Origin of the sequence: Nostoc mirabile CHAB5784, assembly GCF_020829645.1 — a bacterium.
GTDB classification, from domain to species: Bacteria; Cyanobacteriota; Cyanobacteriia; order Cyanobacteriales; family Nostocaceae; genus Nostoc; species Nostoc mirabile.
Map to the genome: position 1 here is coordinate 1 of NZ_JAIVFS010000013.1, position 23,023 is coordinate 23,023.

The following is a 23,023-nucleotide window of genomic DNA, read 5'->3' on the forward strand; positions in this document are numbered from 1 at the left end:
CAAGTTAGCCAAACTCAAGCTAAATAAACTTGAAGTTATGGCTGATTCCTACCTGCGGGCATTGGCTTTCGATTTCGTAGAAATCTAACAAGCCTGCTTTCACAGTTTTGGAATCAACGGAGCGCACGAACGGAATATCATCTGGATCTGGTTCTTCCGCTTTCACTGCTGGATAAGTGGTTCGCTCATAATTTGTAGGTTGGGGTACGGGTTCGTAAGTTTTCGCCTGGGGAGCAACGCCAACAGGATTTGTCGCTGGGGTAGGCGCTGGACGTGGTGACTCGTAACTGGGAACGTCTTTCTGTGGAGGACGAGATGCTGAAGATGGTTGTCGGGAAGCAGTTTCAGTGAATGATGGAGTTACGGTTGCTGAGGGCAATGGATCGGTATTAAAACTACCTCCAACAGGTTGAATTTGTTGCACCGTCAATTCAGCGCGTTTTTCTTTAAAACCTTCTTGACGTTCAACAGTATTCATGCTTAAACGTCCTACCAGGATGACGCGATCGCCTTGGTGGTAGTTTTGCTGAATTTCCGTCGCTAAATTCCCCCACCCGACAACTTTCAGGGTAGCTGGCGGATCTTCTGGTTTCTGGGAATTGGGAAACTGCACCAGCATTTCCGTGACTCCCAGATTATCGGCTGTATAGCGGAGTTGCGGCTCGTTGATAATTTCCGCCATCAAAACGCAGCTGTTCATTAAAATTACTCCTGACTGCAAAAAGTACTGATTAAAAAAGAGAAGGTTTTTCTATGTAGTGCCAATTAATATCTAGATAGGTTTAATCTTTTGCATTTTTTAATAATGTTTGAACAAATTTTCTAAATCTACTCTTAGATCAGAATTCAGTCCTTCTGAATTCAGGAGTCAGGAGAACACTTGATGAATCAATATACCAATCATACTAAACTCCTTATCAATTCTGACTTCTGACTCCTGTGTGCTGAATTCTTTTGAGTCCTTTCTAGCATAAAAGCCAAGCGATCGCTTTGAACAGCATTAAATATGCCGCCCGCCACCCTCGCTTGACTAAATGAGCATTGAATTCTGTCTGGAGTAGTATAATTGTACCACTCATTGATTAAATAGAAAAAATTATTGGCAAAAATTAACTCTTGACGTGAACTGGAAAAACACCCAAGGCAATCAACCTGGCTGGAAGGTCGCCCAAGATGGGTAAGCGCAAAAACGCAGGTGGTACAAAGGTGCGATTTGAGGTGAGAACCGGGGCAAATACCCGCTTTTGGATAAAAGTTTGAAACGCCTGAATGATGCGTGTGGGTAACTCGCGTTGACGCTGTACTTTTGCTAGATCGCTAAGTTGTACTTGTCCGTTTTTGAGCGGTTTGCTGAGTACATTCGCCGCGACTACAGCATCTTGAATTGCATAATTAATGCCAACTCCACCGACGGGGGACATTATATGGGCAGCATCACCAATGAGTAACAAACCTGGACGATACCAGCGTTTGACGCGGCTGGACTCGACCGAGAGAAAAGCTATTTGTGACCAATCATCTAAATTTTGGATGCGTTGCTGGAATTCTGGCACTACTTCGACAACAGATTTTTTTAATTCCTCCAAACCCGCAGCCCGTAGTTGTTGATAGCCTCCTTTAGAAATAACATAGGCAACTTGCCACTCATCACCACGGTCAAGCATGGCAATGATTTTACCTTGACCAAAGCGCCCCATTCCCCCTTCAGGGTCTTCTGGCTGACGCGGTAGGCGGAACCAGAGGACATCCATTGGTGGCGAGGTTTCGATTGATTCAAACTCACCCAGGTGGCGTAAACGTGAGTGGCGACCGTCTGCACCAACTGTCACTATTGCCCGGATTTCATGCCAACCACCGCCTCCCCGATAGCGGACACCTTGAATTACGCCATTTTCCGTCATTAATTCCTGCACATTCGCACCCATTACCAGATGGAAATTAGGATATTTTTGTGCTTCTTGGGTGATAAACTCCAGGAATTTTACCTGGGGAAGCATCGTAATGTAGGGGTAATGGGTTTTCAGATGACTAAAATCTGCCAATGTGACAGTATCTTGAGGAGTTTTAAACCTAATTTGGCGCATTTTCGCATGGGGGAGTTTTAGCAAGCGATCGCTAAGTCCCAATTCTTCCATAATTTCCATCACCGACGGATGAATCGTATCGCCGCGAAAATCGCGGTCAAAGTCTTTGTGTGCTTCCAGCAGCATCACAGAAATGCCTTGACGCGCTAACAACAGCGCTAAAACTGCTCCTGCCGGCCCCCCACCCACAATGCAACAATCTGTGGTTTGTCCGTCTACAATGTCATGGACAGCGTTAATGCTTGGTTCTTGGGAAAGATTTTTAGGTACATCGGTAGTCATAACAACACCTCTTGATAGCCCTAAAATTCAGGATAGTTTGCTTTTGATAGTGGAAGCTGTTTTTTTAACTTTTCGTATTTACATAGAACGTGTATTATGATGGGCGCTAAACTGTCATTGGTCATTAGTCATTAGTCATTAGTCCAAATCCAATGCCCAATGCCCTATGCCCAATGCCCAATCCCCAATGACAATAATTAGTTGTGTCCCAAGTTATTTTAGAAAACGTTTATAAAAGTTTTTCCTCACATAAAGGGGAAGGTGTAACCTCACAAACTCAATCTCCCCTCACGTCTGGGGAGAAAACTGATGCAGCGCAAGAACGGGCGGGAAGTGTTAACGTCTTGCGGCGGATTAACCTGACGATCGCAGATGGCGAGTTTATGGTGCTGGTGGGCCCTTCCGGCTGTGGTAAAAGCACTCTGCTACGCTTAATCGCTGGTTTGGAAGTGATGACTGGCGGTAATATCTGGATAGGCGATCGCTTGATCAATGACCTACCACCCAAAGAACGCGATATCGCAATGGTATTTCAAAATTACGCCCTCTATCCCCACATGACGGTGTATGACAACATCGCCTTTGGGCTGCGGCGCAGACAATCGGGGAATAGGGAAAATCAGCATTCCCCACTCAGTAGAGACGCGATTAATCGCGTCTCTACCCATTCCCCACTCCCCACCTGGGCAGAAAATCTTTTTGTGGGTGCGACAAGAAAGTTACCTAAAGGACTGCGCTACATTTCCGACAAAGAACGCGCGGTGGATGAACAGGTGCGTAGTGTTGCCCAACTGTTGCAAATCGAAACATTGCTGAATCGCTTACCTAAACAGCTATCTGGGGGACAAAGACAACGGGTTGCATTGGGGAGAGCGATCGCGCGTGATCCCCAAGTATTCTTAATGGATGAGCCGCTTTCTAACTTAGATGCCAAACTGCGGGCACAAACCCGCGCTCAAATTGTCAAATTGCAGCGCCAATTGGGGACAACGACAATTTACGTTACCCACGATCAAACAGAAGCGATGACAATGGGCGATCGCATTGCGATTATGTCTGAGGGTAAAATTCAGCAAGTTGCTTCTCCCTTAGAACTTTACAATCGCCCTGCCAATCTTTTTGTAGCAGAGTTCATTGGTTCACCACCGATGAATTTTATTCCTGTAGAATTTCATGCCCCACAGTTGATTACTCATTCCCAGTTTCGTTTCACCCTCCCAGAAGTTTGGGGAAGAGCTTTACAAAAATATGATCGGAAAACTCTAATTTTAGGCATTCGCCCAGAACACTTAAACTTGAGTATGCCTGCTACCAAAAATTTACCAGTGCAAGTAGATTTGGTAGAGAATCTCGGCAACGATTCCTTTCTCGCTGTTAAGATTGCGGAACCTGGATCTCAAGGAGCCACTACCAATTACTTACAAGTGCGAATACCACCAGACCGATTTGTACAAGTTGGGGAGCAACTATGGCTATCTCTGACTACAGAGAAAATTCACTTTTTTGACTCGGAAACTGAGCTAGCAATATTTCCCTTGTAGAGTGGGAGCGGGGTTATGGGATACCAATATACCAGCTTTTCTGGTCTGACCGGATGGTGCGATCGCTTGAGATCGAGATTGTGATCTCAACGCAGAGCATCATAACTTTTATAATAAATTAAATTTATCCTTTTAACAAATAAGACTATTTGCTTTTATTGCATAAGCCGCTTTATCCTGAAATCAGTAGAGATTTGTACTTTGAACAAATATAAACTTGGCTTGCGATTAATACAAACCTTTGGCTGAGTCAGGGCTACCCAAAACTATACGCGGTAGGGGCAATACCCTGCCTTAAGCCGCTTCTCTACGTTCCCTGCAGGACGCTTAGGCGTAGCTTGCTTCGACCTAGGAGTATGCGTCTACATGAATTGCCCTAAGAAGAAAATCAAGTTTTTGGCCATTGTTTGCGTAAGTCCTGTGAGCAATTAACTTTACAAATCTCTAGTGCTATCAAATGTAAGTGTATTACCAGAATTTAAAGAGCAAACTAATGGTAACTAAATTGCCCAAAGAACTTTTAATGTACTTACCTTTCAACTTTGAGAAAACAAAGGAGGAGAATAATAATTAAATGCTAGATCAGCAGATTGATTACCCCACCAGACCCAAGACAAGTGCAATGATCATGAAACTTTTCCAAATCACTCTAGTGGTGTTAGTACTTTTGATCAACTTAGCAATTGCTTTCCCCTCTTGGGCAGAAAAACCGCCTTCTTTAACTAGTAAGCCTGACTACTTTCAAGTAGGGCAAAAAGTCATTTGGCTTTACAGTCCTCGCGCAGATTCTAGCGAAGTTCAAAGAATTCCCGCCGAAGTAGTCAAGTTAAGTTCCAAACAAGTGCAAATCAAAGTGTACAAACATAATCACGAATTTGTCAATCGTTGGGTGAATCCAAACAAGCTTGAGAATTCGCACAAAGTTAAAGAGTCAGTATTCTAAAATTGAGTTATATGGAAGTAAATCTAGTACAGCACTGCGTAAATCCAGCTACGATGTCAATTAACCAAACAACAAGGGGCAAAATTTCCTTGTTAAAGGTAGGCAAACTTTCCCCAAAGTCTACTAGTCATCAACTAGTTTATTTTTTATAAATCAAAAAAACTGAACCTATCGGCCCAAGGTTTTCTACATAAGTTTTCTGGTTATAATACAATCCTGGAGACATACCGCCATCAAATAATATCGCTTCTTGAATCTTACCTAAACAGTTATTGCTAGCAATACCTTCTAGGACATTATCAAACATATCTGGCAGTAACTCTTGATTAAGTTGAGATAATTCAATATCTGAATTAGCTTTCAAGTCATTAACTAATAAGATTACATAGCCTTGATTAGTGATAGCTGCCATAGAGCGATTTTTAGCATTTTTACAAGCAAATTCTCCTAAATCTTGACAAATATCTTTAAATTTACCCTGACGATAGAATCTGCCATTACCACCCACTAAATTGTAATTGAGAATATCACTTTTTCTTCTACCAGCTTGGATAGTAGCCTGTCGCTGGTTGGGTGTACCTCCTGATATCCCAAAGGAAGAACGCTTAGTTTTAAATGCTCCCGAATACTCGATACCACGAGAAACATTTAAGCCTTGTGGTTTATCATCAGTACCTATATAGTCGGCATTAATTGCAGCAATGGGTAGCTGTCCATTTAATTTGGCATTCTCATCGCCGATGAGTTCACGAAACTGTTTTGGTACATATTCTTTACGCAGTTTTCCTCTAGCATCTTTGGCGTAGAGTTTATGAGATAGACCCACATTAACTTTGAAATCTAATTCTGCTGATTTGGGATTAAAAATAATCACATTGTTAATAGCTTTTTGATTTCTTTTACCTTGATTATTGGTTTTAAAAAAATCAATGCTGAACTTAGCATCTTTGCCAGCGCAAGTTTTAGATGCTTTTGGGACTGAATTTGCTTCAATCTCTTGACAACCTGATAATAAGGTTGCACCAATTATCAAGATAAATAACAACAATAATTTTTTTGTATACATGATAATGCAAAAAAACCGCTACAGAATTACTATAGCGGGGAATAATTTAAAATTTCAGTCTGGAGTTTATCTCAGAACCAAACCTTAAGAGAACCATTCTAAAACAGCTTCTTCTTTGGTGTTGGTATTTCGGGATGGTGTCTCACGGTTAAATTTCATCTGAATTGACCGGGTTTGCTCACCATCAGCAGCTACAGCCAAAATTGGATAGTCAATTAAACCATCCTGGAAGGACATCTGGAAGCGGAATGTTCCATCTGGATTTAGCTGAATTGGACGGCCACCAATGGTTACGGTAGCATCGGGTTCGGTTGCACCGTAGACTATCAATTCAGCATCGGCAATTAACCAGAACTGGCGCGGACGCACTGGTACGGCGGAAGCTGAGAAGCCAACACCTGACATTCCTGCACCGGAAGCGGTTAAGCCTGACACGGTAGGAACTGCCCACATACCCACACCAGATGGGAAAATGTAGGAGCTAATAGCTTGTTCAGTACGCGCTGAACCTGGTACTTGGTGCTGGGAACCGAAGATAGAACCAGCAACCCGTAGTGCTTCGGCAGATTCGGCTAAACCAAAGATTTGGTCGTAGATGGGGTTGCCGTTACCATTGACAACAGCAGCATTACCATTGGCGGTAGCTGCAATCTTTTTGGCAGGGGGTACGAGTTCGTACTGAGTCTTACCACGTAAATCTTCTTCAAAGTTAACAGTGATGAAGACATCCTCAATCCAGTCAGAAGGATAAACGGGAGGAATGTGTACTCTAGCAGAACGAGCCAGTACCAACCAGCGACCATCAGCAGCACGATAGCCGATATCGATCACATAATCGCGATCGCTAACTGGAACTGGTAGATACCATTCTCTAGCTAGTTCATCAGCAGGATATTCTTGAATGCTATGGGGGCTTTGGTATTCGATATTGATGTCGGTGACATCATAAATCCGTAGTGCAAGTTGTTGTCCCCCTTGTCGGCGCAGTTCCTCTTTATGTTCATTGGGAATATCCCAGTAAGTGTAAGCCCATTGAGGATCGCGTGGTAAGAGTACAATCCGGCTTTCACCATAGCCAGAGGGCAAATCTGCGAGTCCTTCATCAACATCAGCTAAAGATCCACCAGTCCGATCTTCCTGACCTAATTCAAACTTTGCAGCTTCCACGGTTTCCTGTGCCTCCAATGAACGAGATGGACTAAGTAAATTTTTACTGCGCTGGACTTCTTGAATTGATGCCAGCAATTGTGATTTACGCATTCGGCTATAGCGAGAGATGCTATATTCGCTAGCAACTTTGCGTAGTTGGCGTAAAGTCATCTCCTCTAGTGGCGGGCGTTCTTTTGCCATTAATTTGGCCTCCAGTAGTTTAAGCGGTAAATGATTTCCCCTGGTTAAAGAATGCTATGTAAAATGTCATCCACTCCAGATGAATTTCTTATCCTGACTCCTGGTTTTGCCCAGTTTTTAAGTTTTTAATCTGTTTTTAAATTGGGGTCACTTCCAATCAATTCCTTAGTTATGCCAAAATTAGCATTTCTTTGGGATCGGAGTAGTTCGATTTGTTAAGTCAATATTAACCACTAAGCATATCTAGGGATCAAGGGGTAATAACTAGGTTTTTTGCCTGTTTCACGAATTTACAAGCCCTTCTGGGATCGGAATGTCATGATTTCATAACATTGGTAGTTAGTTACATGTTGAGCAAAGGTAATAATGTCAATTTTTTATGACATTGTGTTTTGAGCATTGAACCCACCACTATAGGGCTTCTGGGTTGAGTCCAATACAGACCTAACCCCCAGCCCCTTCCCTGCAAGGGAAGGGGAGTAAGATTTTATCGTCAATCAAAGGGTTTAAGACCCCAACCATTACACGTAGTGCGGAGTCGGAGCCACTCCGCCTCCGATCATTTTCAGTCGGGGTTTAAATCGAACGTAGTTGCCACAACGCTCTTAACCTATCGCTTGGCACTTCTCAACTCTTAGAGACGCATTCGCGTTCGTCTGAAAATGTCTAAAATGTTTGAATGCGTGAATGCGTGAATGCGTGAATTGTTAATTTTCTCTGCTAAAAAGAGAGAAGTCGGAGTGTATTGCATACAAGCAAAAAGCGCGATCGCTATGATTCAGTGAACATCATCCCAGCAATCTGAATCATAGCGATCGCTCCCAGCACAAACTCATGAATGTATAATACTTTACATATAAGCCGCCTCTGTATTTCTGGGGCTAGGAACAATAATATTTTTTATGTTTCTCTACAAATTAATTCTCTGCCCATAAAACTAATTAATTAGATTGTAGGGTTGAAATTTTTCTGCAATCCAAAATCAAATATTTAAAATTGGCACAGTCATTACTTAATCAGAAAGAACAAGGGACAAATGAATAACCTGATTCTAGTTGTAGACGACGATTTAATGCGATCGCATTTGTGTGAGCAATTGACAGAAGCAGGGTATCAGGTGGTAGAAGCGAGTAATGGGTTAGAGGCGATCACTATCTATACTCGCCTCCACCCAGATATAGTACTGTTGGATGCCATGATGCCAGTTATGGATGGGTTTAGTTGCTGTGTTCAACTGGAAGCACTCCCCGATGCCAAAGAGACACCAGTGTTAATGATTACGGATTTTTCTGATCAGGAATCCGTAGAAAAAGCTTTTGCTGTGGGTGCAGCTGATTTTATTACCAAGCCGATTCAATGGCCAATATTACGTCAAAGATTGCGCCGGATTCTGGAAGCTTATCGGGCTATGCAAGAATTACGACAGCAAACTGCACAAGCACAATTGCGGGAAACCCAACTCAGGATAGCATTAGGGACTTCCAAGAAATAAATTACTCAAATAAACGAACCACTCCAGACACAGAGAACACAGAGGAATAAGGAGGAGAGAGTTTTTTCGCCAGTTTTTTGGGTATTTTTTTATTTGGAAGTCCCTTAGATGCTGCGGGCATGGGCATCTGGAACTGGGATCTGCTGACGAACAAAATTACTTGTTCAGATAATCTGGAAGCGCTTTTTGGCTTAGAGAAAGGGACTTTCAACTACACATATAAAGCTTTTATCTGCTGTATTCATCCCGACAAGCGCGATTTCGTCAGGCGAGCGCATCAGCAAGCTATTCAGGATCGAGTCAAATATGACATCGAATTTCGAGTTATTTTACCTGATGAGAGAATTCGTTTTTTAGCAAGCAAAGGAGTTGTCTTTGGGGATGCTAGGATGGCTGTGCAAATGTCTGGGTTATACATGGACATCACCAAGCGCAAGCAAGCAAGTAAAGGAGACGCTAGAAGTTCATGCTAACCAATACTGCGTAGGTTTTGCCTAAAAAAGAAAAATGCGTAGGTTGGGTTAAGGAACGAAACCCAACCTAAGAGCGGGGTTTGTTGGGTAACACATTGCCCCAACCCAACCTATAAATATTCTTAACCGAGCAGTATTGATTCCCATTCTTGATTTTTATTCTTGGAGAAGGATAATCCTAGTACAGCACGGTGTAAATAAAGATACCATTTCAAATGGTGCAAAAGCTTAAAATACAATTCTTTTGACTTTTAATTTTTGACTTCCGTCTTGCGGTACTAGACTCCAAAATTAGCTTAATTGTACAACTGTGCCCTGTAATTTTTCGGACTGATGCATTGTACAAATCAGCCATTATGTTAAGTATTAATGAGATTGGATTATTTCAGGTTATTGGCGACTAAAACATGCCGCTTGGTGTTAAATATTAACGAAAAAATGAGCTTTCACAGATCAACATATAAATTGCATATTTGATTATTTATGTCAATGTAAGAGTTGTCATGTGTGCCAAGTTAATAACTTGATTCATACTAATACAAAGGAGACGATGCAGAGTGAAGGGTCGAGAAACAAATTGCTTCATTAGTTGAGGTCATGAAGACTCTAGTTAAATACTGGTTTGAAATTGTGAAACTGCCACTAGAAGCAGTGGGAGAAAAACATGGACAACAGCCCTATCAAAGTTCTGTTCATTGATGATGACGAAGACGACTATATTTTGACTCGTTATTGGTTCAGTGAATTTCAGGTAGTAAACTGCGAGTTGGAGTGGGTAAATAATTATGAAGCAGCAAGGAATGCGATCGCTTGTGACCAACATGACATTTATCTTGTAGACTACCGTTTGGGGCCAGAGAGTGGACTGGAACTTTTGCGCGAAGCAATTGCCAACGGCTGTTGTTCTCCGATAATTTTGCTGACTGGCCAAGGCGACTGGGAAATAGATATCGAAGCAATAAAAGCCGGAGCCGCAGATTATCTCGAAAAAAGCCAGTTGACTGCACCTTTGTTAGAGCGTTCTATTCGTTATGCCATTGAGCGCAAACAAACAGAACACAAAATCCGCGAACAAGCCGCTTTACTAGATGTTGCCACCGATGCAATTTTTGTCTGTGATTTAGACGAGAAAATTTTATTTTGGAACAAAGCTGCCGAGAGCCTGTACAGTTGGAAAAAAGAAGAAGCTATCAATAAAAAGACACGATTTCTCTGGCATGAAAAGCATGTGTCTCAAGTTGAAAAAGCACTCAATATTATGATGAAACATGGTTCTTGGCAGGGTGAGTTACATCAAAAAACAAAATCAGGTAAAGAAATTATTGTTGAAAGTCGTTGGACACTGGTGCATGAATTCGGTAATAAAGCACAATCTATTCTCATTGTTAACACGGACATCACACAAAAAAAACAACTGGAAGCGCAATTTCTCCGCGCCCAGCGATTGGAAAGTATTGGCACCTTAGCCAGTGGTATCGCCCATGACCTGAATAATATTCTTGCCCCGATTCTGATGACAGCCCAACTATTTGAGGCACAAGTCGATGATGAGCGTTCTCGGCGACTGTTGCAAATATTGATTACAAACGCTAAACGTGGGGCTACTTTAGTTAAGCAAGTCTTATCTTTTACTCGCGGAATTGAGGGCGATCGCACAATATTGCAATTAAAGCATTTAATAGTAGAAATTCAGCAAATTATTAAAGAAACTTTTCCCAAATCCATTGAAGTTTCCACTCAAATTTCGCAAAATCTTTGGCCTGTATACGGCGATGCTACCCAATTGCATCAAGTACTGATGAATTTGTGTGTCAATGCTCGTGACGCTATGCCAAATGGGGGAACTTTAAAAATATTGGCGGAAAATCTCTTAATTGACGAAAATTACGCCAAGATGCATATTGACGCTAAAGTTGGTTACCACATTGTTATTACTGTTAGTGATGGCGGAATTGGTATTCAAACAGAAATATTAGATCGGATATTTGAGCCATTTTTTACTACTAAAGAACTCGGTAAAGGTACTGGTCTTGGACTTTCTACAGTACTTGGCATTATTAAAAGCCACGGCGGTTTTATCGACGTAGTAAGCGTTCAGGGAAAAGGCAGCCAATTTAAGGTGTATTTGCCAGCACAAGAGGCGGTGGAAACTATAGAAGAACCAGAACAGGGATTACCTTCAGGACAAGGAGAATTAATTTTAGTAGTAGATGACGAAGCTGCCATTCGAGATGTGACAAAAACATCTCTAGAAAGCCATAACTACAAAGCAATTACAGCTAGTGATGGCATTGAAGCAATAGCCTTATATGCAGAACATCGAGATGAAATATCTCTTGTATTAACTGATATGGTAATGCCGTCAATGGATGGAATAACTACTATCCGCACCCTCCGAAAAATTAACCCAGATGTCAAAATCATTGCTGTCAGTGGACTGGCTTCGCAGGATAAAGTTAATACAGCTTATGACATGGGTATCAAAGCCTTTTTATCCAAACCTTATACAGCTAGTCAATTATTGCAAACTATTAGCACAGTTAAAAATAATTAGGAGTTGGGCATTGGGCATTGGGCATTGGGCATTGGGCATTGGGAATTGGGCATTGGGAATTACTAATTTATTTGTCAAACTTGAGAGTTATAATTTAATAATATAAAGTCAGCATAATTAGTTGCGATTCCCACAGTCATTGCACCCCACCCCTTAATCCCCTCCCCGCTAGCGGGGAGGGGAGACAAAGCATAGCTTTGGCGGGGTGGGGTTCTTCGAGTTTAATAAGTAATCAAGCGGGCATGATATAACTCCTAACTCCTAACTCTTAACTATTTAATTCCCCATGACTAAGGATGAAGTCTTAGCGGCTAATGCAGCTTTTTACCGAGCTTTTGAAAGAAAAGATATTGAGACAATGAGTGCAGTATGGTCACAAGGAACTGGTAGTTTTTGTATTCATCCTGGAAGTAATATATTGCGAGGTTGGAAGGAGATTCGCACCTCTTGGGAGCAGATATTTAAAAATACTGCTTATATCGAAATAAACACAGATATAATTTCTACAGAAATAACTGATAATATTGCCTATGTTGTGCTGAGAGAAAATGTGTTCCAAGTAGTAGGTGGCAGAAGACTAGAAGCACAATCAACAGCTACAAATGTATTTCAATTTCTCGGCGGTAAGTGGTATTTAGTTCATCATCACGGTAGCCCAATTTTGCGGTGATTAGCTATTAATCAATGCCCAATGCTCAATACCTAATGACTAATCAAATCTTGAAACCACTGAAGAACGCGGATTTAATAAAGTACAAAACCTCGCCCCCAACCCCTCTTTGTGAGTTGGGAGAGGAGAGACTTTGACTTTCGTCAAAGGCGGGGTGAGGCTGAAAACCATATTTGGATGTTATTTAATTCACATTCCTAAGTTTTTGAGCAGAGAACTCGAAACTTCGTGTTCAGAACTGGCAACCCAAACCAAAAGCCCTATAGTTCTGCCTCCAAATGACTAATGACTAATGACTAATGACTAATTAACTCCACTGCATCTCGTCCATCGCAATTTTGTAAGTAAACTTTGACAATTTCTTCTTTAGCAGTAGGTAACTTTTTGCCAATAAAATCTGGGTGGATTGGTAATTCTCGATGGCCCCTATCTACCAATACAGCTAAACGAATCACCTCTGGTCTACCGTAGTCGTTGACTGCGTTCAAAGCAGCGCGAATCGTCCGTCCTTTGAAAATCACATCATCCACCAGTACAACCGTTTTCCCTGTAAGGTCAAAAGGAATTTCGCTTTTCGCTGGAGTCCGCAATCCAATTTTGTCGAGGTCATCTCGATAAAATGTAATGTCCAAAGCGCCGACTGACACGGCTACACCTTCGAGCGTCTCAATCTGACGCGCCAACAATTCGGCTAATAACGCACCTCTGGTATAAATACCAAGAAGCACCAGTTGAGACAAATCGCGCGTCCTTTCCACAATTTGAGAGGCAAGGCGAGTTAAGGTACGACGGATTTCTTCGGATGAGAGAATTTCAACTACTTTGGCAGACATAGCTATAGAATGATACCCCTGAGTGATGAATCATATTAGAGATTTGGGGAGTGGGGAGTGGGGAGTGGGGAATATGAGAATCCTAATCACCATTCCCTACTCCCTGTTTGGGAGTATTAAGAATATTGCGATCGCTATCCCTAACCATACCAAAAAACAATATCGGGTCAACTGCAAAGCATTCTGAATAGAAGTTGCAGTAATGGGATAAATAGCATCTCCTAGCAGTGGTTTGTACTTAGCTACCCCGCGATACCAATTTGTACCCCCCATCTGCACACCCAAAAAAGCAGCATAGGCGCACTCACTCCAGCCAGAATTGGGACTAGGATCGTTAATCGCATCCCGACGACAAATTTGCCAAACATGCATCGGTTTACCCGATAACAGCGCCAGAGTCACGACTGTTAACCGACAAGGTAGCCAAGTCAAACAATCTTCCAACCGCGCACAGAACCATCCCAAATAAGTATAGGGTGCTTCTCGATAGCCCACCATTGAATCAAGGGTACTGCTGGCTTTATATGCTAAAGCCAAAGGAGTTGGCCCCACAACTGGCACAAAGACACCAACAATTGCATAAAAAAGCGGAGCCATCACCCCATCAGTGGCATTTTCTGCAACCGTTTCTAAAACGGCTCGTGAAATTTCTGCTTGTGAGAGGTTTTGGGTATCTCGACCAACGTAATTACTTAAAATCTTCCGAGCTTTTTCCAAATCTCCTGCTGTTAAAGGTTCTAAAACAGCCACCGCTGCGGCTCGTAAACTTCTGCCAGCAAAACAACTAGCCAAAAGAATGCTATCTATTGCAATTCCCAACAACGGATGAACTAATTTGGCACTTTGAATAATCAAAAAGCCAACAAGTCCACTACCAATTATGAGGATAATACCTAGTAAAATTCCAGCTAGGCGTTGCGTTAGAGAATTTTGACACAATTGAAGAGAAAATTTGGTCAGATGAGAAATTACCCACCCCATAACTTGCACTGGATGAGGCCAATTCCAAGGATCGCCAATTAAGTAATCTAAAAGTGCAGCAATAATTAAGATATAGATGCTATTGATCATAAGTTACGAGTCAAAGGTCAATATTTGGACTATTGACTGGAGCAACGGAAACGTCTCCGGCTCCGCTTTTGACTAAACCACAAAACTAGCTTCTTCCCCAAGGGCAGCTTGCCAGCTACGAGCATCATAATAAAGGTCTGCCAAAGTAATACTGTACAAAGCTTCTTTGAGCTTTTGGTTGAGTCTCTGCCATAGGCTAAATGTTACCCAATCTTCAGCTTGTGCAGGTGCTGGGGTGTGATGGGGTAAATGGCTAGTCTCGCCAACAGCTTCTAAAATTTGTCCTATAGATATTTGTGCAGGCTCTCTTGCCAATTGGTATCCGCCGATGCTACCACGAATTGATTTAACTATTGACGCACGACGCATTTCTATTAGTAGTTTTTCGAGGTAAGGAGCTGGGATATCTTGGCGTTTAGCGATCGCTCTGGCAGATACAGGGCCATATTTTGGCTGTAAACTCAAATCTAGCAACGCCTTCACACTATAGTGTCCTCTGGTAGTTAGTTTCATTTTGGCAAGCTTTGTTGTTTGTCCTTAGTCACAAGTCATTTGTAAATGACCAATGACTAAGGATCAGTTTTGCTTATCATTGCGTGACTCAGTTATCATCCTCAGCAACTAGACAAATTTTTGAGCATTAGTTTAGAAAACTTCAAACTTGTATATAGTCTAGCAGTGATTCACTAACTATATCTATATATATAGTTATCAGCATTGCCAGCATTCTCTAAAATAGATTGTGTTGGGAATATTGGTAATCGGATAACAATTGTGCATCTGAGTGTAATATACTTGGCTAGGTTGAGATAAAAACTAAAGGATTATGTTCCTATTAGCTCAACGTCAGCTAAAATAAAATCGATTCCAACACTTCAAACATTCATTTTCGACCTAAGTTGATGCCTAAACAGAAAAAAATTGAACCCCTGCTTGGTGAAGAACTGCTCAAAAAAGTCAAAGAGCTAGAGAGCGAGAGCAAAGAAGACAAAGCCAAAAAGTGCGGCTACTATACCGTTACCAAAAATGGTATAGAGCGCGTCAATATGATGAAGTTCTTAAATGCCCTAATTGATGCCGAAGGCATTCAGTTGGACAGTACACCCAGTGCTAATGGGCGTGGTGGACGTAGTGCTAGCTATAGAATTAGTGTGCAATCGAATGGTAACTTACTTATAGGTTCAGCTTATACAAAACAGATGAATCTGAAACCAGGAGATGAGTTTCTGATCACTTTAGGCAAAAAGCACATTCGTCTGAAACAGGTAGACCCAGAAGATCAAGAAGATGATGAAGGCATAGACGCTACAGCTTAATAAATGGTCATTAGTCAATTGTCATTTGTCCTTTGTGAAAACCAATGACTATAAATAGTCATTAGTCAATCGTCATTTGTCCTTTGTAAAAACCAATGACTAATGACCAATGACCAATGACCAATGACTAATGACTAATAACCAATGACTAATGACCAATGACCAATGACTAATGACTAATGACTAATGACTAATGACCAATGACCAATGACCAATGACCAATGACTAATGACTAATGACTATATCTGTGGTCGGTAAGAGTGGTAAATAGTGGCGAAGTGCTTTGCGCGTAACTGCTAAATTGCAGGTTAACGCAATTTGCTCTCTTTCTAGTAAACCCAAAATGTGATCGGGTTTGTCTCGTGCTACCACTGGTAATTGATGCAAACCTCGAAGACTCATGCGGTCTAAAGCCTCAGATAATAGTTCATCTTGCCATGCATAAAGGATTTCAGTAGTACAAATGTCTATGAGAGTTTGACTGGATAAATTATCTGGAATTTCAGTTGGCGAATTTGAGTAAGTTTGCCAAAGAGCAAGGGCACGGTTAATATCTTCCAAAGAAAGTATACCAATTAATTGCTCTGCTTCATCAATTACTAAAGCACTGCGGACGCGATCGCGGATCATTTCCACAGCTGCATCTAACACTCCAAGAGTTGCAGATAACTTTTTTGGGCAGGGATACATGGCATCTTCTACCAAAATTTGCTGCACAATTTCCGCTTGTTCATCTTTCAATTCAGAAAGACCAATTTGTTGTAAGTTAGAGTTAGAGTTAAAAGTTGGTTTAATTCTTTCCACTAGCCAAACACTCAAACCCACAGCTGCCATCAACGGTAAAACAATGCGATAGTCACGGGTTAATTCAAACAGCATTAAAATAGACGTTAACGGCGCTCTAACACTACCAGCCAGTACTGCTGCCATTCCTACCATTGCGTAAGCTGGGGGAGCCGCCATCTGATCGCAAATAGCCGGAAATGCTACAGCCAAAATTTTGGCGTAAGCTGATCCAAAAGAAGCACCTAAAAACATTGCTGGTGCAAACAATCCGCCGATGAAACCACTACCGGCACTAATTGCAGTCATCAATAACTTCACTACCAACAGCACCACCAACAAGTAGAGTGGAAACTCCACATCCTGAAGCATTGCTTCTACAGTTTCATAACCGACGCCCAGAATTTGCGGGAAGTGCAAAGCAACTGCGCCAATCATCACACCGCCAATAATTGGATGAATCGGCTCAGGAATTCGTCCCAAAAAGGCAAAACCTGGAACTTTCCCAGCAAAGCAGGCTTTTGCTCCCCGAATTGATTGAGTATAAGTGACAGAAACTAGGCTAGCCCCTAAACCTAAGCCAAGATAAAGGGGTAATTCCAAGGGACTGCGAACTTGGTAAACAGGTAAATCAAAAGCAGGTTGTGCCCCCAAACCAATTTGGGCAATTAATGCTGCTACCACCGCCGCTAACAGCACCACACTTACACCAGAAGTAGCGAAAGATGTCGCTCCCATCACCACCTCTAGGGCAAAAAATACTCCAGCGATAGGAGCATTAAATCCGGCCGCAAGTCCAGCCGCAGCGCCAGCAGCTAAAAGCAAACGTTGTCGTTCTTGAGATACATTAAGGATTTCAGAGAACAACATGCCAAAATTTGCGCCAATTTCTACACTCGGCCCCTCTGGGCCCAAAGAAGCACCGCTCCCCAAAGAAACAGATGCAGCCAGCATCTTCGTAACTGGTCGTAGTGGTCGCCTAATCTCTGTTCCCTGAGAAGCGGCGATAAGAGATGAAAGTTCAGGGCCAAAATCTTGAGTGCGCCAGCGCATCAAGCCAACGATTAATCCGCCAAGGGTGGGAACGCAGGCTAAAGTCCAAGCACCCCAGACGCCAATTTGACCCATTAAATTTTCCAGCATCAACTGGTGAATCAGCTGGATTAAATAGTGAAAAGTGACTATACCCATACCCGTACCACCGCCAATGAGCATGGCTAAAAACAGGACAACGGTTTCTGGGGATGGTTGAAAACGATTAATTAGGTGGGCTAAACGAGCGGAAGGTGTAGGAAAGGCAGGTTGTTCCGTTACCTTCCTCAGTTGAGTGAGAGGCAAGAGAGTCATTGAGAGGCGGGGTAAATGTAAGAAAAAATTTAAATTTTTATCTGTTACTTATCATTGTGAGCCATTATTTAGCAACCAGACAAGTAGACTTTATTTGCTTGATTTACAAAGATTTAGTAAAAAATGTCATTGTGCAAAATTTTGTGGGGAGAATAGTTAAATGGGAGACAATTATTATTTAAGGGTCAGCGATGCCTAGGTTGGACGTAGCTACGGCTAGTGTGGTGCAAGTGAGCGCCAACGCTATTTTTTCTAGGACAAAAAGTTTTTGTGGGCTGGGTGGACGCACCCGCAAACAAAAACTTGGAGTCATCCTTGCCTAAATCTAGCTATACTCGTGTTGCGACCATTGAGCCATCCTTGGTAGTAATACAATATATGTATGATTTATGGCTGATGTCAGACCATACTTGGAAGTCTGCTAAGTATCGATCGGAATTCAGTATAGCTATTGTTATAGAGCGAGTAAATGGACTAGGCGGACGAGGTAAATGAATATACACACCTTTGATAATCATTATGTTACTTGCCCAATTTGCCAAAGAAATGCTACGCCCAAACCAATTAAAACGCGCATGGGCTTGTTTTGCTGTCCCTATTGCCAGGAACGGCTAGTAGTTTGTCAAAGCGGTCATTATGTCCGCGATCCGTTTACTTGGAGACAATTAATGGTTGCTTCGTCGCTACGTCGTCAAAGCCGACCTTTAGCTAGGATTATTAGAGATTTTGTCTTGCTGAAGCGTCCTATGGTGGCCTTGGCTGTAGGAAGTGCCATTTTCTTTAGTGCGATCGCCTTGACTCAACAAAGGACAAACTACGATGATCACCAAGGGGTTCCCACAACAGAGAAAGTAAATAAACCAGGAAACAACTCTCAGTAAATGGATTACTTTGGTATAAATCAAACATTACTTTGATTTTTGCAATATTATAACTAAATACTTCTATGAAACCGTGTCTTATTCACCCCAAATAGGACACGGTTTTACATTATGTTCGCTTAAATGTCTTTGACGCTTGAACTAGCGATCGCATGAGATACTGGAAACACCGCTTTACCGATAACCTCAAACAGCCTAAGACCAAACTGCGATCGTTAAAAGGTTTAGAACAGGTGTTTGATGACATGAAAGCGCGTCAGGTGATTAAAGTGGCGATGATTCCTTAATTTTTTGCGGGATACAGCAGATGATCTCGATCTAGCCAAACAATGTAGAAAATCTCGTAAAAAAGTGATAGCAATTGCAGTTTCAGACGTATTCGGAAGTTTAGCCATGACTCAATTAAGACTAAATCTTCCGTTAACTCTGAAGTGATTCCCGTTAACTCTGAAGTGGTTCCCGTTAACTCTGAAGTGGTTCCCGTTAACTCTGAAGTGGTTCCCGTTAACTCTGAAGTGGTTCCCGTTAACTCTGAAGTGGTTCCCGTTAACTCTGAAGTGGTTCCCGTTAACTCTGAAGTGGTTCCCGTCACGACTGAGATGACTAATGTTCAACCATTGGTCATCAACTAAAACAGCAAGGAGTCCCACACCATAATCTTTGATTTGGTGTCGGGAGGAATTGCGAGGCAAATTAGTTGCATCCACCAACTGATTTTTCACGCGCGTGAAAACACGGCGGAGGATAGCAACTAATTTGCCAATAATCTAGGCTACTACGCATAATCTTGAACTCCGTTTTATTAACTTGATATTGTTGGGATTAAACTGACCAATACGTGACCAATTATGGTCATAAATAGAAATATTTTTTGTTTTGCCAGAATTGGTAAAACCGCCAACCCACCCGCGTATTACTTCACCTTTACGAGAAGTTTGAACATAATCACCCGACCGGAATCCGAATGGTGTTATCGTTCCACCTTGTCGCTTTAAAATTCCACCCTTTGAGTAGTTTTCTTGGTGTAATTTACGCCTAAATAATTTAGGGCGAGTAATCACAATGAATGGCGCTTTGGTTACAGCACACTCGCCAACCCAATGATGCCCGTGATTTCTTGCAGTATAGAAAGATTTATATTGAATAAATGCAGTGGAAGCTAACGCGATTGCGTCATTGGCGTGAGTCTCTGGAGTTTGCTTTGATTTGTCTTTCTTGTCCTTCGTAAGACCTAATCGAGTACGGTATTTCCCTGTGTTTAAAGAATCTATTTCCTTAACAGGGGCGATTTTGGATGCTTCCTGTCTAAACCATTCTTGACCCACTGTTACCGGAGATATACCCAACCCATTTCTCTTGGAATTGCCACCACATGATTCGTCTCTAATTTCAGAAATAGGTAAGATTTTAGCTATTTCTGTTAATATCCTTAACTCCATCTCCCTGTTAGCTTTAACGCTAGGAGGCAATTTATTTTGACAGCGATTAGAAAACCTTTTCTCTCGGTGATTGCGTAACTTAAAAGCAACTTTGCGATTAATACGCTGTCCTCTACGAGTACGTCGCAGTTCTGCGCGTTTCTCTATCTTGCCTGTTACAGATTGCCTATCCTTGCTGCTTTTCTTTGATTTATAAAAACCAGGAAGACAAACATGAAATAAGGCGATTATTGCTAACTTAGACTGAAAAGCAATACCAGTGAATGCCTTACCCCTATCTGTTCCTACTACTATTTCTTGTGTCTTATGTCCAGATGGTTTGTGTAATAGTTGGACGTAGAAAACGCCAACTTTATTTCGTCTTCCTACTGCTTTACCCAATTTTATCCACTTCCTCGCCCGTGCTGGAGTGGTTGGCATAAGTGGTTTTCGTAGGAGCGATATTACTGGCACTCTTGTTACTTGTTTCATGGGTATAACCCAAATTATTGCTAACTTGTATTTAGGAATAAATCCAGTCCCTTCGGGCAATTTAGTAAGCGTATCTTCTATTCACGACTAGACCGTAAAGAGGTACAAACTAGGGAAATATTTGTACGTTTAACCCTACTAAATCTCGATGCCCTAACCAACTCTTACGTTGCATACCGTGAGCCTAGCAAGCTAGGAATTTTGCAAGCCTACACTGTACCCGAAGGTGTCAGTGTAGGTAGTTGACCATCCTGATTTTTGTGACTAACAATAGGTAATAAACCTACGATAGTTGTTACTGTAACCTAGTTCCCAGTTCTTATTCCCTATTTCCTAGCCGGACACAGTTGCTGCACTTTTTGCGGAAGTTGCCGACACATCTGCTGGAATCCTTGAGGATTAACTTGCAACCAAGCAAATAATCCCAGACTTGTACCCCCCACAAGTAACGCCAACACTCCCCCCAGCATTACCAAACGTTTACCCCGATTAGGTTTTGTAATTAAAGTTGGTGGGAGTTCAAAGCTCATAACTGGTTCTTCTGTAAGATCCAAATCTAGATCCAAATCTAGCAAAGTTTGCGAACTTTCTGTAAAGGAAATTAATTCCTCTTCTTCCTCTTGTTCTGGTTGTTCCTCTTCTTCTTGTATTTTTGCTTCTATAATCTCTTCTGGCAACGCCGGAGTCACAGGTACTAAGTATTCTGGGGAGACACGGCAATAAGTGAGAACAACTGACGTATTATCACGCCCATTTTTTTCGTTTGCTAAGTCAATCCAGTTGCCAACAGCATCTTCAACTGTCAGTTCACCTGTTAACACGGGTATTGCATAATCTTGCCAAGATTGTTCCACCCAGTTATTGTCACTTAAACCATCAGAACAAAGTAGCAATATGCCATCTTCTTCTATAATTAATCGCTGAACCTTAAGACGCAAAGATTCTGAATCTCTTGTGCCTAATGCTTGAGTTAAGGCACTAGCATCTGCTCTCAAAAGTGCCTTTCGATATAAGCTTTTAGCATAGCGTACTTCTCGCGTTGCCACATCATCATCTACTGTCAGAAGCTGACAATAATTGCGAGTAATCCAATAGGCACGGCTATCGCCAACATTAGCCAAGTAAAGTTCATGGGTATTATTTGATTGCCACCCAGTACTCGTCTGCACTCGTTGTGGAACTTGCACCGCCATGACGATGGTTGTAGCCATGCGTTCTCTGCCTTGGCGTTTTTGCTGATTATTGCGGGCACAAATCAGATTATTTACCACCCGTAAGCTTGCTTCTAATTGTTCTTGCAACAACTCTGGTGGTACAAGTACAGTTTGTTCAGTAACCTCCTTGAGTAAAGCGCGAATTTGCAACTTTACAGACTCCACTGCCAACTTACTGGCAACCTCGCCGCCTTCGTGTCCGCCAATGCCATCGCAAACAATCGACAAGTGCTGCAATAAAGGTTCATCTAAGTCACTCAAAGCATTGGGATAGCAAGCGTCTTCATTTTGCGCCATAATTGGGCCAATATCTGTAGAGCCTGCCACCTTCAAAACTAATGGCAATTCTGCAGCAGATGCTAGTAGTAAATTATTGAGTTGAATATTAATAGTCTCTAACTCAACCTCATCACACATCAGCTGGACTATTTTTTGTAACCCTTTGGCTACTGATGCCTTTGCAGACGCTACCCAAAACTGCCAACACTCCCCCAGATTTCGTAAACTCAGTTTCTCATCTGCTGGTGTTTGGTAGAGTTCCAACAGTCGCACACACCAACCTTGAACTCTCAAATTGTCTACTACTAGTAAACTGCGGCTAAGTCCCAATTCTGATAAAGGTGTCCAAAGTTGGAGAATTTGCCACAGCCAATAAACTTGTCGTACCGCCGTTGCTTGCTCCCATGCCTCAACAATAGTTGGATAGATATTTCCTCTCTCATCTATCGGCACATTTTCTAATAAGAGGATATCAGTTGTATCTTCCTCAAAGTTACTAGCAAACCCATAAGCCTGGGGGAGATGTAATCGCTCTTGATATAATCGTAGGTAAGAAATTACTTGCGTTGATAATTCTTCAGGTACATCTGGCGACAGTCCCGGTTGAGTATCTAGCCAAATCTGGGGACTAATTACCTCATACCTCTGTGCTACCCTCGTACCTGGTGATATTTTGGCAGACAATGAGCCAGTAGCCCAAAGATAGCGGTGAACTAAAGGAGTTTGACAAGTGGCACAAACACTATCTCCAATAGGATTAATGGGGCTATTACAGCGTGGATTTATACAATAAATTATCAGTTGAGTAGAAATCATAAAGGTATAAATTTAACAAACAAATCAACTAATGAACTTCGATTAAGTTTAGCTGGCAAAGATTTGAAGGCTAGAATAGACTGAATTTGTGTACCGCTAGCTACATCTTGTTACTGAA

General features: G+C 42.0%; 19 protein-coding genes and 1 pseudogene. 9 read left to right on the forward strand and 11 right to left on the reverse strand.

What is annotated here, in order from left to right; translation table 11 throughout:
- Nucleotides 1-19: 19 nt before the first annotated feature.
- Nucleotides 20-700, reverse strand: coding sequence for a single-stranded DNA-binding protein (locus LC653_RS11225; protein WP_308189074.1), 681 nt, complete (start codon nt 698-700; stop codon nt 20-22).
- A 409-nt stretch (nt 701-1,109) separates the two neighbouring features.
- On the reverse strand, nt 1,110-2,366 hold the full coding sequence (locus tag LC653_RS11230; RefSeq protein WP_229494552.1) for an FAD-dependent oxidoreductase: 1,257 nt from the start codon (nt 2,364-2,366) through the stop codon (nt 1,110-1,112).
- A 203-nt stretch (nt 2,367-2,569) separates the two neighbouring features.
- Here LC653_RS11230 and LC653_RS11235 point away from each other — a divergent pair, with 203 nt between their 5' ends.
- Both LC653_RS11235 and LC653_RS11240 read left to right on the forward strand, forming a co-directional pair.
- A complete protein-coding gene (locus tag LC653_RS11235; protein WP_308189075.1) occupies nt 2,570-3,907 on the forward strand; it encodes an ABC transporter ATP-binding protein in 1,338 nt (445 codons plus the stop codon).
- Nucleotides 3,908-4,481: 574 nt separating this feature from the next.
- A complete protein-coding gene (locus LC653_RS11240) occupies nt 4,482-4,850 on the forward strand; it encodes a hypothetical protein (protein WP_229494553.1) in 369 nt (122 codons plus the stop codon).
- 139 nt (nt 4,851-4,989) lie between these two features.
- Here LC653_RS11240 and LC653_RS11245 read toward each other — a convergent pair whose 3' ends face one another.
- Both LC653_RS11245 and LC653_RS11250 read right to left on the reverse strand, forming a co-directional pair.
- A complete protein-coding gene (locus LC653_RS11245; protein WP_229494554.1) occupies nt 4,990-5,916 on the reverse strand; it encodes a phosphodiester glycosidase family protein in 927 nt (308 codons plus the stop codon).
- 84 nt (nt 5,917-6,000) lie between these two features.
- Nucleotides 6,001-7,266, reverse strand: coding sequence for a DUF4912 domain-containing protein (locus tag LC653_RS11250; RefSeq protein ID WP_229494555.1), 1,266 nt, complete (start codon nt 7,264-7,266; stop codon nt 6,001-6,003).
- A gap of 1,036 nt (nt 7,267-8,302) precedes the next feature.
- Between LC653_RS11250 and LC653_RS11255 the strand changes: the two are divergent.
- From LC653_RS11255 to LC653_RS11270, 4 genes and pseudogenes are all read left to right on the forward strand, one after another.
- Nucleotides 8,303-8,737: pseudogene (locus tag LC653_RS11255) on the forward strand (response regulator); the annotation flags it as partial.
- 98 nt (nt 8,738-8,835) lie between these two features.
- A complete protein-coding gene (locus tag LC653_RS11260; protein WP_229494556.1) occupies nt 8,836-9,231 on the forward strand; it encodes a PAS domain-containing protein in 396 nt (131 codons plus the stop codon).
- Nucleotides 9,232-9,895: 664 nt separating this feature from the next.
- Nucleotides 9,896-11,785 (forward strand): hybrid sensor histidine kinase/response regulator, encoded by a 1,890-nt coding sequence (locus tag LC653_RS11265; protein ID WP_229494557.1) that lies wholly within the window; start codon nt 9,896-9,898, stop codon nt 11,783-11,785.
- Nucleotides 11,786-12,071: 286 nt separating this feature from the next.
- The gene (locus LC653_RS11270) at nt 12,072-12,455 is read left to right on the forward strand and encodes a nuclear transport factor 2 family protein (protein WP_229494558.1); all 384 of its coding nucleotides are present in this window, start codon (nt 12,072-12,074) and stop codon (nt 12,453-12,455) included.
- A gap of 296 nt (nt 12,456-12,751) precedes the next feature.
- On the opposite strand, the gene pyrR is transcribed toward LC653_RS11270, so the two are convergent.
- From pyrR to LC653_RS11285, 3 genes are all read right to left on the reverse strand, one after another.
- Nucleotides 12,752-13,288 carry a bifunctional pyr operon transcriptional regulator/uracil phosphoribosyltransferase PyrR gene (pyrR, locus tag LC653_RS11275; protein WP_229494559.1) on the reverse strand — a complete coding sequence of 179 codons (537 nt, stop codon included), beginning with the start codon at nt 13,286-13,288 and terminating at the stop codon, nt 12,752-12,754.
- Nucleotides 13,289-13,384: 96 nt separating this feature from the next.
- Nucleotides 13,385-14,359 carry an adenosylcobinamide-phosphate synthase CbiB gene (cbiB, locus tag LC653_RS11280; RefSeq protein WP_229494560.1) on the reverse strand — a complete coding sequence of 325 codons (975 nt, stop codon included), beginning with the start codon at nt 14,357-14,359 and terminating at the stop codon, nt 13,385-13,387.
- Between the two features lie 72 nt (nt 14,360-14,431).
- Complete coding sequence (locus LC653_RS11285) at nt 14,432-14,872, reverse strand: Rrf2 family transcriptional regulator (protein WP_229453699.1); 441 nt, start codon at nt 14,870-14,872, stop codon at nt 14,432-14,434.
- Nucleotides 14,873-15,261: 389 nt separating this feature from the next.
- On the opposite strand from LC653_RS11285, the gene LC653_RS11290 reads away from it, so the two are divergent.
- Nucleotides 15,262-15,675 (forward strand): AbrB family transcriptional regulator, encoded by a 414-nt coding sequence (locus LC653_RS11290; protein WP_229494561.1) that lies wholly within the window; start codon nt 15,262-15,264, stop codon nt 15,673-15,675.
- 225 nt (nt 15,676-15,900) lie between these two features.
- On the opposite strand, the gene LC653_RS11295 is transcribed toward LC653_RS11290, so the two are convergent.
- Nucleotides 15,901-17,805: a chloride channel protein gene (locus LC653_RS11295; RefSeq protein ID WP_229494562.1), complete on the reverse strand. Its 1,905-nt coding sequence runs from the start codon at nt 17,803-17,805 to the stop codon at nt 15,901-15,903.
- Nucleotides 17,806-18,296: 491 nt separating this feature from the next.
- Between LC653_RS11295 and LC653_RS11300 the strand changes: the two genes are divergently transcribed.
- A complete protein-coding gene (locus tag LC653_RS11300) occupies nt 18,297-18,686 on the forward strand; it encodes a hypothetical protein (protein ID WP_229487288.1) in 390 nt (129 codons plus the stop codon).
- A gap of 152 nt (nt 18,687-18,838) precedes the next feature.
- Nucleotides 18,839-18,973 carry a hypothetical protein gene (locus LC653_RS46180; RefSeq protein WP_267923016.1) on the forward strand — a complete coding sequence of 45 codons (135 nt, stop codon included), beginning with the start codon at nt 18,839-18,841 and terminating at the stop codon, nt 18,971-18,973.
- Here LC653_RS46180 and LC653_RS11305 read toward each other — a convergent pair.
- The 3 genes from LC653_RS11305 to LC653_RS11315 form a co-directional block, all read right to left on the reverse strand.
- Nucleotides 18,970-19,278 carry a hypothetical protein gene (locus tag LC653_RS11305; RefSeq protein WP_229494563.1) on the reverse strand — a complete coding sequence of 103 codons (309 nt, stop codon included), beginning with the start codon at nt 19,276-19,278 and terminating at the stop codon, nt 18,970-18,972. The genes LC653_RS46180 and LC653_RS11305 overlap by 4 nt on opposite strands.
- A gap of 175 nt (nt 19,279-19,453) precedes the next feature.
- Nucleotides 19,454-20,596, reverse strand: a complete 1,143-nt coding sequence (locus tag LC653_RS11310; RefSeq protein ID WP_229494564.1) for an RRXRR domain-containing protein — start codon at nt 20,594-20,596, stop codon at nt 19,454-19,456.
- Nucleotides 20,597-20,922: 326 nt separating this feature from the next.
- Nucleotides 20,923-22,905 carry a 4-Cys prefix domain-containing protein gene (locus LC653_RS11315; protein ID WP_229494565.1) on the reverse strand — a complete coding sequence of 661 codons (1,983 nt, stop codon included), beginning with the start codon at nt 22,903-22,905 and terminating at the stop codon, nt 20,923-20,925.
- Nucleotides 22,906-23,023 lie beyond the last annotated feature (118 nt).

What these genes read in the sequence shown, in the direction of transcription:
- LC653_RS11225 (WP_308189074.1), bottom strand. Translation starts at nt 700, where the DNA reads ATGAACAGCTGCGTTTTGATGGCGGAAATTATCAACGAGCCGCAACTC.
- LC653_RS11230 (WP_229494552.1), bottom strand. Translation starts at nt 2,366, where the DNA reads ATGACTACCGATGTACCTAAAAATCTTTCCCAAGAACCAAGCATTAAC.
- LC653_RS11240 (WP_229494553.1), top strand. Translation starts at nt 4,482, where the DNA reads ATGCTAGATCAGCAGATTGATTACCCCACCAGACCCAAGACAAGTGCA.
- LC653_RS11245 (WP_229494554.1), bottom strand. Translation starts at nt 5,916, where the DNA reads ATGTATACAAAAAAATTATTGTTGTTATTTATCTTGATAATTGGTGCA.
- LC653_RS11250 (WP_229494555.1), bottom strand. Translation starts at nt 7,266, where the DNA reads ATGGCAAAAGAACGCCCGCCACTAGAGGAGATGACTTTACGCCAACTA.
- LC653_RS11265 (WP_229494557.1), top strand. Translation starts at nt 9,896, where the DNA reads ATGGACAACAGCCCTATCAAAGTTCTGTTCATTGATGATGACGAAGAC.
- LC653_RS11270 (WP_229494558.1), top strand. Translation starts at nt 12,072, where the DNA reads ATGACTAAGGATGAAGTCTTAGCGGCTAATGCAGCTTTTTACCGAGCT.
- pyrR (WP_229494559.1), bottom strand. Translation starts at nt 13,288, where the DNA reads ATGTCTGCCAAAGTAGTTGAAATTCTCTCATCCGAAGAAATCCGTCGT.
- cbiB (WP_229494560.1), bottom strand. Translation starts at nt 14,359, where the DNA reads ATGATCAATAGCATCTATATCTTAATTATTGCTGCACTTTTAGATTAC.
- LC653_RS11285 (WP_229453699.1), bottom strand. Translation starts at nt 14,872, where the DNA reads ATGAAACTAACTACCAGAGGACACTATAGTGTGAAGGCGTTGCTAGAT.
- LC653_RS11290 (WP_229494561.1), top strand. Translation starts at nt 15,262, where the DNA reads ATGCCTAAACAGAAAAAAATTGAACCCCTGCTTGGTGAAGAACTGCTC.
- LC653_RS11295 (WP_229494562.1), bottom strand. Translation starts at nt 17,805, where the DNA reads ATGACTCTCTTGCCTCTCACTCAACTGAGGAAGGTAACGGAACAACCT.
- LC653_RS11300 (WP_229487288.1), top strand. Translation starts at nt 18,297, where the DNA reads ATGAATATACACACCTTTGATAATCATTATGTTACTTGCCCAATTTGC.
- LC653_RS46180 (WP_267923016.1), top strand. Translation starts at nt 18,839, where the DNA reads ATGAGATACTGGAAACACCGCTTTACCGATAACCTCAAACAGCCTAAG.
- LC653_RS11310 (WP_229494564.1), bottom strand. Translation starts at nt 20,596, where the DNA reads ATGAAACAAGTAACAAGAGTGCCAGTAATATCGCTCCTACGAAAACCA.
- LC653_RS11315 (WP_229494565.1), bottom strand. Translation starts at nt 22,905, where the DNA reads ATGATTTCTACTCAACTGATAATTTATTGTATAAATCCACGCTGTAAT.